The organism is Streptomyces sp. PL-25, from assembly GCF_058344915.1.
Map to the genome: position 1 here is coordinate 1,164,470 of NZ_CP136997.1, position 10,780 is coordinate 1,175,249.

At 74.2% G+C, this 10,780-nt stretch carries 10 protein-coding genes; 1 reads left to right on the forward strand and 9 read right to left on the reverse strand.

From position 1 onward, the window contains the following. Nucleotides 1-126: 126 nt before the first annotated feature. A complete protein-coding gene (gene fmt, locus R4Z62_RS05100; RefSeq protein ID WP_064531627.1) occupies nucleotides 127-1,059 on the reverse strand; it encodes a methionyl-tRNA formyltransferase in 933 nt (310 codons plus the stop codon). A gap of 338 nt (nucleotides 1,060-1,397) precedes the next feature. Here fmt and R4Z62_RS05105 point away from each other — a divergent pair, with 338 nt between their 5' ends. Further along, nucleotides 1,398-1,943 carry a hypothetical protein gene (locus R4Z62_RS05105; RefSeq protein WP_018570187.1) on the forward strand — a complete coding sequence of 182 codons (546 nt, stop codon included), beginning with the start codon at nucleotides 1,398-1,400 and terminating at the stop codon, nucleotides 1,941-1,943. Between the two features lie 173 nt (nucleotides 1,944-2,116). Here R4Z62_RS05105 and R4Z62_RS05110 read toward each other — a convergent pair whose 3' ends face one another. The 8 genes from R4Z62_RS05110 to R4Z62_RS05145 form a co-directional block, all read right to left on the reverse strand. Beyond that, entirely contained in the window at nucleotides 2,117-4,264 is a 2,148-nt protein-coding gene (locus tag R4Z62_RS05110; protein ID WP_491519229.1) for a primosomal protein N', read from the reverse strand. Between the two features lie 102 nt (nucleotides 4,265-4,366). Beyond that, a complete protein-coding gene (gene metK / locus R4Z62_RS05115; RefSeq protein WP_355482629.1) occupies nucleotides 4,367-5,575 on the reverse strand; it encodes a methionine adenosyltransferase in 1,209 nt (402 codons plus the stop codon). Nucleotides 5,576-5,813: 238 nt separating this feature from the next. Further along, entirely contained in the window at nucleotides 5,814-7,016 is a 1,203-nt protein-coding gene (coaBC, locus tag R4Z62_RS05120) for a bifunctional phosphopantothenoylcysteine decarboxylase/phosphopantothenate--cysteine ligase CoaBC (protein WP_355482627.1), read from the reverse strand. Between the two features lie 159 nt (nucleotides 7,017-7,175). Next, the gene (gene rpoZ / locus R4Z62_RS05125) at nucleotides 7,176-7,448 is read right to left on the reverse strand and encodes a DNA-directed RNA polymerase subunit omega (RefSeq protein WP_018570191.1); all 273 of its coding nucleotides are present in this window, start codon (nucleotides 7,446-7,448) and stop codon (nucleotides 7,176-7,178) included. Between the two features lie 50 nt (nucleotides 7,449-7,498). Further along, nucleotides 7,499-8,092: a guanylate kinase gene (gmk, locus tag R4Z62_RS05130; RefSeq protein WP_051115955.1), complete on the reverse strand. Its 594-nt coding sequence runs from the start codon at nucleotides 8,090-8,092 to the stop codon at nucleotides 7,499-7,501. A 61-nt stretch (nucleotides 8,093-8,153) separates the two neighbouring features. Beyond that, nucleotides 8,154-8,477, reverse strand: coding sequence for an integration host factor (locus R4Z62_RS05135; RefSeq protein ID WP_003977346.1), 324 nt, complete (start codon nucleotides 8,475-8,477; stop codon nucleotides 8,154-8,156). Nucleotides 8,478-8,765: 288 nt separating this feature from the next. Next, a complete protein-coding gene (gene pyrF / locus R4Z62_RS05140) occupies nucleotides 8,766-9,611 on the reverse strand; it encodes an orotidine-5'-phosphate decarboxylase (protein ID WP_491519230.1) in 846 nt (281 codons plus the stop codon). Continuing rightward, nucleotides 9,608-10,714: a quinone-dependent dihydroorotate dehydrogenase gene (locus R4Z62_RS05145; protein ID WP_491519231.1), complete on the reverse strand. Its 1,107-nt coding sequence runs from the start codon at nucleotides 10,712-10,714 to the stop codon at nucleotides 9,608-9,610. The genes pyrF and R4Z62_RS05145 overlap by 4 nt, the downstream gene beginning before the upstream one ends. Between the last annotated feature and the right edge of the window lie 66 nt (nucleotides 10,715-10,780).

The following is a 10,780-nucleotide window of genomic DNA, read 5'->3' on the forward strand; positions in this document are numbered from 1 at the left end:
CCCCAGCCCGACCGGGCGGACGGAGGTCGAACTGCCGGATGGCCGACCCTCCGGATGGCCGGGCCGAGGGGTGGCCGGCTCGTAGTCCGGGCGGTCAGCCGGTCAGCCGGTCAGCCGGTCAGCCGGTCAGCCGCCGAGGGTCTCGCCCTCGGCGATGCGCGCGCCGCGCGCCCAGTCCGCCGCCCGCATGGGCTTCTTGCCCTGGGCCTGGACCCACAGCAGCTCGACGGCGTACGACCCGGTGCCGACGCGGACGTCGTTCTTGCCGACGGCGAGCGCCCCCGGGGCGAGGTCGGTGCGCTGGGGCACGGGGGCGACCTGGATCAGCTTGAGGCGTTCGCCGCGGAACGTCGTCCAGGCGCCGGGCGCCGGCGTGCACCCGCGCACGACCCGGTCGACGCGCAGCGCGGGCGCGCTCCAGTCGACCCGGGCGTCCTCGACGGTGATCTTCGGCGCCAGGGTGACGCCCTCGGCCGGCTGCGGCACGGCCTTCAGGCTGCCGTCCTCGATGCCGTCCATGGTCGCGGCGAGCAGTCCCGCACCGGCGAACGCGAGCCGGGTGAGCAGGTCACCGCTGGTGTCGGTGGGCCGGATCAGCTCGGTGACGGTGCCGTAGACCGGGCCGGAGTCCAGGCCCTCCTCGATGAGGAACGTGGAGGCGCCGGTGATCTCGTCGCCCGCCATGAGGCTGTGCTGCACGGGCGCGGCGCCGCGCCAGGCGGGCAGCAGGGAGAAGTGCAGGTTGACCCAGCCGTGCGCGGGGATCTCCAGGGCGCTCGGGGGCAGCAGGGCACCGTAGGCGACGACCGGGCAGCAGTCCGGGGCGATCTCCCGCAGCCGCTGCTGGAAGTCGGGGTCACGCGGCCTCGCGGGCTTGAGCACCTCGATCCCGGCCTCCTCCGCGCGGTCGGCGACGGGGCTCGCGACCAGCCTGCGGCCCCGGCCTGCCGGGGCGTCGGGGCGGGTGACGACGGCCGCGACCTCGTGCCGCCCGGAGGCGATCAGGGCGTCCAGGGCGGGAACGGCGACCTCGGGGGTACCGGCGAAGACGAGCTTCATGAGCGGGTGCGGGCCTCTCGGTCGGGATGGGATGCGCGGCCCACAAGTCTATGACCACGGACGACCACGGCCACGGCCACGGCGGGGAAGCCCCGGGACCGTGCGCCGCCGCCTCCGGCCGCGCACGGTCCCCCCGCCCCGGCGGCGCCCGCCTGTTCGCGCGGCGGCGCACACCCCGTCCCGCAGCGCACGCCCGCCGCGCAGGGGGCGTACGCACATGCTCTTACGCCCCCAGAGCGTGACCAGCGGGCCGAAAACGCGTTGGTCAAGTGAGAGTTGACCAAAAGGGGCCGCTCGTACGGCCCGTTCCTTTCAACGCCGGTTCGAGAGGCTTGTTCATGGCCGACCACGCAACCCACGACGCCCAGGCCCGTGCCAGCCTGCACTTGCTGGTGCGGGACATCGAGCGGGTCCGCCGGCAGGTGGACGCGCTGCGCACGCTCACCGCCCAGCTGGGCAACGTCTACCGCCCGCGCCGCACCGGCCCCTCCACGGGCTTCGTCGTCTACGGGCGCGCCCCCGCCCCGACGGTCCGCCTCGCGCAGGAGCTGCGGGACAGCGTCGAGACCCTGGTCACGGCGGCCGTCGACTTCGACCGCTCGCTCGGTTTCTCGTGGGACGCCGTGGGCTCGGCGCTCGGCGTCACCAAGCAGGCCGTGCACCGCCGTTACGGCGCGCGCCGGGCCGCGGCGCAGGCGGCGGCAGCGGAGCCCGAGCGGACGCCGGAGACCCCCGGACCCCGCCCGGTCAACGTGGGTCCGGCCATCTCCTCCGTGCCCACGGTCCCCGCCGCCCGCTCCATGCCGACCCAGCCGACCGCGGGCAGCCCCGCGCTGCGGGAGGACGTCAGGCCCACGGCCTTCCCGGGCCCGCGCAACGGCTGACACCCCGTCACGCTGCGCCGTGCCCCCGCGCCGCGGCGAGCACCCCCGCTCCCCCGCACGCCACCCCCACCTGCGGTCCCGGATCCGCCGTCGTTCCCTCCCCCTGTCTCCGGCCCCGGATCCTCCGCCGGACACGCCGGGCACGCCGGGTCCGGCACGCGCCCGCGTACACGTCAGCCGATGTCCGGCGGATCGATGCGCACCCACACCGCCGCTTCGCTCCCGCGCGCCGTCCGGGCCGCCTGCGCGGACTTCAGGGCCGCGGCGAGCGCGGCTCCGCTGCCGGGCGGCACCCGGACCAGGGCCCGGTCCCAGTGCTCGCCGGGGGGCGGCGCGCCGGGCCGCCGGGGGCGTCCGGCCGGGGTGGCCGGTACCGGCACGGGGCCCAGGATCTCGGCCGCCGGTGGCAGGGCGACCCCGCGCAGGAAGTCCGCGACCGCCTCCGGCGGGCCCGTGACGGCGGCCATCCGGGACACCGGCGGGAAGCCCAGCTCGGCCCGCTCGGACAGCTCCCGCAAGGCGTGGCCGGCCGGATCCCAGCGGACGAGGGCCTGCACGGGCCGCAGGGTCGGCTCGGCGACGACGACCACGGTGCCGCCCGCCTCCTGCGGCCGTACCAGCGCGGCCGCGCCGATCCAGCGGCGCAGGGCGTCCTCGCCCGCCCGCAGGTCGGGGCGGCTCAGCATGGCCCAGCCGTCCAGCAGGAGGGCGGCGGCGTACCCGTCCTCGGCGACCGGCTCGGCGCCCGGTGTGCTGACCACCAGCGCGGGCGTGCCCGGCACGGTGTCGAGCACCTGCTCGCGGCCCGAGGTGCGCACCGGCACGGCGGGGAAGGCCCGCCCCAGTTCCTCCGCGGTGCGCCGGGCACCGATCACCTGGGCGCGCAGCCGCGGGGAGCCGCACTCCGGGCAGTGCCAGGCGGACTCCTCCTGCCCGCACCAGTCGCAGCGGAGCACCCCCGCGTCCTGGCCCTGGAGCGGGCCCGCGCAGTGCCGGCAGCGGGCCGGGGCCCGGCACTGGGCGCAGGCCATCCGCGGCGCGTACCCGCGCCGGGGCACCTGCACCAGGACCGGGCCGTGGCGCAGTCCTTCCCGGGCCGTCTGCCAGGCGAGCGAGGGCAGCCGGGCGGCACGGGCGGCCTCGTCCCGGGCGAGGTCCCCGTCGCCCACCGTGCGCACGAGCGGGGCCGCCCGGCGCACCTGCTCGCGCGCCGCCACCAGGGGTCGCGCCCAGCCGGTCTCGACGAGCTGCGCCGCCTCGACGGTGCAGCTCCAGCCGCCGAGCAGGAAGGCGCACCGGTCCTGCGCGGCGCGCAGCAGCAGCACCTCGCGGGCGTGGGGCTGCGGCGCGTGCAGCTCGCTGTGGCTGTCGTCGCCGTCGTCCCACAGGGCCACGAGTCCGAGGTCGCGGACCGGGGCGAACATGGCGGCGCGGGTGCCGACCACGGCCCGTACGGAGCCCCGGCGCACCGCGAGCCACTGCCGGTAGCGCTTCTCGGGTCCGGCGTCGGCGGTGAGCAGCGCGTGCCGTCCCTCGCCCAGCAGGCCGGTCAGCGCGGTGTCCAGGCGGGCGGCGATCCGGCCGTCCGGGACGACCACGAGCGCACCGCGCCCGGAGGCGAGCGTCGCGGCGACGGCCCGCGCCGTCTCCTCGCTCCAGCGCGGTCCGGGCAGCGCGTTCCACACCGCGCGGGGGGTGCCGCCCGCGGCGAGCGACTCGATGAAGGCGGCGCCGTGCTCGTACCGGGTCCAGGAACCGGCGTCGGGGGCGGGGGGCGGGGGCAGCGGCTGCGGGGACGGCCGCCGCTCGGCCCGTGCGCTGCGCGGCGGCACGGCCAGCTGGAGCACGTCGGCGACACTGCCCGCGTAGCGGTCGGCGACGGCGCGCACCAGCGCGAGCAGTTCCTCGCCGAGCACCGGCTCGGGCGAGACGACCTGGGCGAGCGCGGCCAGCGGCCCGGAGTAGTCGGTCTCGGCGCGCCGCTCGACGAGGAAGCCGTCGATGAGGCCGCCGCCCTCGCGCCGGCCCTCGCGCACCCGGTGCCGGCCGGCCCCGAACCGCACCCGGACCCGCACCCCGGGCTGCGCGTCCGCGTCGAGCTCGGCGGGGACCGCGTAGTCGAAGGTGCGGTCGAGGTGGAGCACGCCCTTGTCGACGAGCACCCGGGCGACCGGAAGCCGCGGGGCCAGGGCCGCGCCGCGCCAGGTCCGGGGCTTGGCGCGGGGCTCCTTGGCCTTGCGCACGCTCTCCCGGATGAGCGCAAGCTGCTCGGGCGGCGCACCCTCGGCGCCGCCCGCCCCCGACCCGTTCTCGCTGCTCACGCTTGCATTCCTACCAAACGGCACTGACAACGACGACGGCTCCCAGGGCCGTGACCGGGTCGGGTCAGATCCTGGGAGCCGAGGTGGTGTGCGGGGGACCGGTCAGACGCCGACGGCCTGGCGCAGCGCGTCCACGCGGTCGGTGCGCTCCCAGGTGAACTCGGGCAGCTCACGGCCGAAGTGGCCGTAGGCGGCGGTCTGGGAGTAGATCGGGCGGAGCAGGTCGAGGTCGCGGATGATGGCGGCCGGACGGAGGTCGAAGACCTCCTCGATCGCCTTCTCGATCTTCTCGGGCTCCACCTTGTGGGTGCCGAAGGTCTCGACGAACAGGCCGACCGGCTCGGCCTTGCCGATCGCGTACGCGACCTGGACCTCGCAGCGGGCGGCCAGGCCGGCGGCCACGACGTTCTTGGCGACCCAGCGCATGGCGTACGCGGCCGAGCGGTCCACCTTGGACGGGTCCTTGCCGGAGAAGGCGCCGCCGCCGTGGCGGGCCATGCCGCCGTAGGTGTCGATGATGATCTTGCGGCCGGTCAGCCCGGCGTCGCCCATCGGGCCGCCGATCTCGAAGCGGCCGGTCGGGTTGACCAGCAGGCGGTAGCCCTCGGTGTCCAGCTTGATGCCGTCCTCCAGGAGCGCCTTCAGCTCCGGCTCGACGACGAACTCGCGGATGTCGGGGGCGAGCAGCGACTCCAGGTCGATGTCGGAGGCGTGCTGCGAGGAGACGACGACCGTGTCAAGGCGGACCGCCTTGTCGCCGTCGTACTCGATGGTGACCTGGGTCTTGCCGTCCGGGCGCAGGTAGGGGATGGTGCCGTTCTTGCGCACGTCGGACAGGCGCTTGGACAGGCGGTGCGCGAGGAAGATCGGCAGCGGCATCAGCGTCGGCGTCTCGTCGGAGGCGTAGCCGAACATCAGGCCCTGGTCGCCGGCGCCCTGCCGGTCCAGTTCGTCGTCGTCGCCCTCGACGCGGGCCTCGTAGGCCGCGTCGACGCCCTGTGCGATGTCCGGGGACTGCGCGCCGATGGACACCGACACGCCGCAGGAGGCGCCGTCGAAGCCCTTCTTCGAGGAGTCATAGCCGATCTCGAGGATCTTGCTGCGGACGAGGGTCGCGATGTCCGCGTAGGACTTGGTCGTGACCTCACCGGCGACGTGCACCAGGCCGGTGGTGATCAGCGTCTCGACGGCGACGCGGGAGGACGGGTCCTCGCGCAGCAGCGCGTCGAGGATGGTGTCGCTGATCTGGTCAGCGATCTTGTCGGGGTGACCCTCGGTCACGGACTCCGAAGTGAACAGGCGACGGGACACAACGCTCCCTGGGGTTGCAGCGGCTGCTGGCTGATCATGGGCGGACGGCACGGAGGCTGCGCCCGGTCCGTCCGAGAAACAGTTTATCGGTCGCACTCGGCCGCCGGCCCACCTGTCTCGCCACTCGGGAGTGCTGTGACCTGCGGCACGGGCATTCTGCCCCGCGCCCGGGGCCCTTGAACAGGGCACCTGAGCGGCGGCGTCCCGTGTTCGAGTCACGTGCGAAGCGGCGCGGCGGTCAGCCGAGCCGGGCGGCCACGAGATCCCACACGGTGTCGGCCAGGGCCTCCTTCGGCCCGTGCGGCACCGGGGTCTCACCGCCGTCGGCGGCCAGGACCACGGCCTCGTTCTCCTCGGAGCCGAAGGTCCTGCGCTCCCCCACCTCGTTCACCACGAGGAGGTCGCAGCCCTTGCGCGCGAGCTTCCTGCGGCCGTTGGCGAGGACGTCGTCGGTCTCCGCGGCGAAGCCGACGATCACCTGTCCGGGCCGCGCCCGGTCGGCCGACATCTCCGCCAGGACGTCCGGATTGCGCACCAGGGCGACCGGTTCCGGCTCCTGGCCGTCCTTCTTCTTGATCTTCCCGGCCGCGTAGACGGCGGGCCGGAAGTCGGCGACGGCGGCGGCCATCACCACGGCGTCCGCGTCCGCGGCGGCCTTCAGCACCGCCTCGCGCAGCTGCACGGCCGTCCCGACCCGGACGAGGTCCACCCCGGCCGGGTCCGGCAGCTCGGCGTTGGCCGAGACCAGGGTGACCCGGGCGCCCCGGGCGGCGGCGGTGCGCGCCAGCGCGTAGCCCTGCTTGCCGGAGGAGCGGTTGCCGAGGAAGCGGACCGGGTCCAGGGGCTCGCGGGTGCCGCCCGCGCTGACGACGACATGCCGTCCGGCGAGGTCGGGGGCGGCGGCGCCGCGGGCGAGGACCCGGCGGCAGACCTCGAAGATCTCCGCCGGGTCGGGCAGCCGGCCCTTGCCGGTGTCGACGCCGGTGAGCCGGCCGACGGCGGGCTCGACGACCACGGCGCCGCGGCGGCGCAGCGTCGCCACGTTCTCCCGGGTGGCGGGGTGCTCCCACATCTCGGTGTGCATGGCGGGGGCGAAGACCACCGGGCAGCGCGCGGTGAGCAGGGTGTTGGTCAGCAGGTCGTCGGCGAGGCCGTGGGCTGCCCTGGCCAGCAGGTCGGCCGTGGCCGGGGCGACGACCACCAGGTCGGCGTGCTGGCCGATGCGTACGTGCGGCACCTCGTGGACGTCGTCCCAGACCTCGGTGGCGACGGCGTTGCCGGACAGCGCGGACCAGGTGGCGGCGCCGACGAAGTGGAGCGCCGAGGCGGTGGGGACGACGCGCACCTCGTGCCCGGACTCGGTGAACCGGCGCAGCAGCTCGCACGCCTTGTACGCGGCGATGCCGCCGCTGACCCCCAGAACGACCTTCGGCTTGTCCACCGTCTCTCCCCGGAATCGGCCCCGGTGCGCCCGGTGCGGCGCACGCCTTCTATGACACACCACAGGCCCGGCAGTCGCGCTGCCGGGCCTGTGGAAGAGCAGAAGAACCTGCTGCGGTATGCAGATACGACCTATGCGCGTCTGCTCTACCGTGTCGCCCTACTGGGCCGGGCCGTCGATGGCCTCGGAGGTCAGCAGACCCGCGTTGATCTCGCGCAGGGCGATGGAGAGCGGCTTCTCGTGGACGTGGGTGTCGACGAGCGGACCGACGTACTCGAGGAGGCCCTCGCCGAGCTGCGAGTAGTACGCGTTGATCTGGCGGGCCCGCTTGGCCGCGTAGATCACGAGGCTGTACTTCGAGTCGGTGGCCTCGAGGAGCTCGTCGATCGGCGGGTTGATGATGCCCTCGGGCGCGGAGATGGAAGAGGACACGCTCTACCTTCCGATGGATGGGAAAGAATCAGCCGGGATGATCGTGACGATCACACGACGTCCATCAAGGCTAGCAGCTCGCGCGCCACGTCCTCGACGGAGGTGTTGACCAGGGTCTCGTCGAACTCGGACTCGGCGGCCAGCTCGACCTTCGCGGCCCGCAGCCGGCGCTCGATCACCTCGGGCGGCTCGGTGCCCCGGCCGGTGAGCCTGCGCACCAGCTCCTCCCAGGAGGGCGGGGCCAGGAAGACGAGGCGGCCCTCGGGCATGGACTCGCGGACCTGGCGGGCCCCCTGGAGGTCGATCTCCAGCAGGACCGGCACCCCCGCCTCCAGGTGCTCCAGCACCGCCGCGCGCGGCGTGCCGTAGCGGTTGCCGGCGAACTCGGCCCACTCCAGCAGCTCGCCGTTGGCGATCAGCTTGTCCATCTCCTCGTCGGTGACGAAGAAGTAGTGGACGCCGTGCTGCTCACCGGGGCGCGGCTTGCGGGTCGTCGCCGACACGGAGAGCCAGACCTCGGGGTGTTCCTTGCGCATATGAGCGACGACCGTGCTCTTGCCGACCCCGGAGGGGCCGGAGAGCACGGTCAGCCGCGGACGTGCGTCCGGGGGTACGGGGGTCGTCCCCCGGGGTGTTACAGCCATGCGGCGATTATTCCAGCAATCCCGCAGTGCCCGGGACCCCGGTCGCGGGGCCCCGGGGGGCTCAGGAGCCGGTGCTGCCGAACTCACGCTCCAGGGAAGCGATCTGGTTGGAGCCGAGGCCGCGCACACGACGGCTCTCGGAGATGCCGAGTCGCTCCATGATCTGCTTGGCGCGGACCTTGCCCACGCCCGGCAGGGACTCAAGAAGGGCGGACACCTTCATCTTGCCGATGACGTCGTTCTCCTGGCCCTGCTTGATGACCTCGTGCAGGGAGGCGCCGGAGTGCTTGAGTCGATTCTTGACCTCGGCCCGCTCCCGGCGAGCCGCGGCGGCCTTTTCGAGCGCGGCTGCGCGCTGTTCAGGGGTAAGGGGCGGAAGAGCCACGCCTACGTCACCTCGGATGTCGAACTGTCGGATACGGACCGGTGAGGAACCTAGTCGCCCCACACCTGGGGGGCCACGAGCAACACGCCTGCCCGCTGCCCCCACTGCCTTGAAGGGCGTGGGAGGCGCCCCCACTCGACGGAGACTAGCGGTCGAGGGCGCCAGAGTCAGCGAGAACAGCGGAAAAGTCCTGGTCAGCCTTGGTGAGGTCGGACATTTAGGACATATTGCCTCGGTTTTCGCCGTGGATCCAGACCCGGGACGTCCCCGGAACCTCCGCGAAGGGCCTCAGCCGGCGGCCACCGCGGCCCGGATCTCCGCCGCGAACCGGTCCGCCGCGTCCCGCAGCGCCGCCACGTCGGGACCGTGCCGCAGCACACCCCGGCTGACATTGGGCACCACGTTGCGCACCGCGGGCCCGAAGACCGCGGGGAGGTCGGCCGGCGTCGCGCCCTGCGCGCCGATACCGGGGGCGAGCAGCGGCCCGTTGACGTCCAGGTCGTACGAGGACAGATCGCCGAGCGTGGCACCCACCACCGCGCCGAAGGAGCCCAGCGGGTCCTGCCCCGCGTTCTCCCGGGCCAGGTGCGCGAGGACGGTCGCGCCCACGGTCCGCCCGTCCGGGCGGACCGCGTGCTGCACCTCGGCGCCCTCCGGGTTGGAGGTCAGCGCCAGCACGAACAGGCCGGCGCCGCTCTCCCGCGCCAGGTCGACGGCGGGCCCGAGCGAGCCGTAGCCCAGGTACGGCGAGACGGTCAGCGCGTCCGAGAACAGCGGCGCGTCCTCGCGCAGGAACGACTCCGCGTAAGCGGCCATGGTCGAGCCGATGTCGCCGCGCTTGGCGTCCATGACGACCAGCGCGCCGGCCGCCCGCGCCTGAGCCACGGACTTCTCCAGCACCGCCACGCCCCGCGAGCCGAACCGCTCGAAGAAGGCGCTCTGCGGCTTGAGGACGGCGACCCGGTCGGCCACCGCCTCCACGACGGTGCGGCTGAACCGCTCCAGACCGGCCACGTCGTCGTTCAGACCCCACTCGGCCAGCAGCGACGCGTGCGGGTCGATGCCGACGCAGAGCGGGCCGCGCTCGTCCATGGCGCGGCGCAGCCGCGCGCCGAAGGGCTCCAGGGGGCTCATGCGGACGTCCTCACGTCGGCGCCGACCGCGTCGGCGAGGGTGGCGTACGGGCTGGTGCGCAGGCGGGCGGCGAGACCCTTGTGGATGGCGCGGCACCAGAAGGGGCCCTCGTAGACGAAGGCGCTGTAGCCCTGGACCAGCGTGGCGCCGGCCAGGATGCGCTGCCAGGCGTCCTCGGCGGTCTCGACGCCGCCCACGCCGACCAGGGTGATCCGGTCGCCCACGCGCGCGTAGAGGCGGCGCAGCACCTCCAGGGAGCGCTCCTTGAGCGGCGCGCCGGACAGCCCGCCGGTCTCGGCGACCAGCCCCGGGCCCGACCGCAGGCCGAGCCCCTCGCGCGCGATGGTGGTGTTGGTGGCGATGATGCCGTCCAGGCCGAGGTCCACGGCGAGGTCGGCGACCGCGTCCACGTCCTCGTCGGCGAGGTCGGGCGCGATCTTGACCAGCAGCGGCACCCGGCGGCCGGGCACGGCCCGGTCGGCGGCCTCGCGCACCGCGCTCAGCAGCGGGCGCAGCGCCTCGGTGGCCTGGAGGTTGCGCAGTCCGGGCGTGTTGGGCGAGGAGACGTTGACGACCAGGTAGTCGGCGTACGGGGCGAGGCGCTCGGCGGACTTCACATAGTCACCGGCCGCCTCCTCCTCGGGGACGACCTTGGTCTTGCCGATGTTGACGCCGACGACGGTGCGGAAGACCGGCGTGCGGGAGGCCAGGCGGGCGGCGACGGCCAGCGAGCCGTCGTTGTTGAAGCCCATGCGGTTGATGAGCGCGCGGTCGGCGACCAGCCGGAACAGCCGCTTCTTGGGGTTGCCGGGCTGCGGCTCGCCGGTCACGGTGCCGATCTCGACGTGGTCGAAGCCCAGCATCGACATGCCGTCGATCGCGACGGCGTTCTTGTCGAAGCCGGCGGCGAGTCCGAAGGGGCCGTGCATGCGCAGGCCCAGGGCCTCGGTGCGCAGCTCCTGGTGGCGGGGGGCCAGGACGGCCGCGGCGAAGGTGCGCAGCACCGGCACGCGGGCGGCCAGGCGGATCCAGCGGAAGGCGAGGTGGTGGGCCTGTTCGGGGTCCATCCGCCGGAAGACGAGACGGAAGAAGAGCTTGTACATCACTGTGTCCTCATGACGACCTCATGAAGAGGGGGACACCGTTTCCGGTGTCCCCCTCGGGGCTGC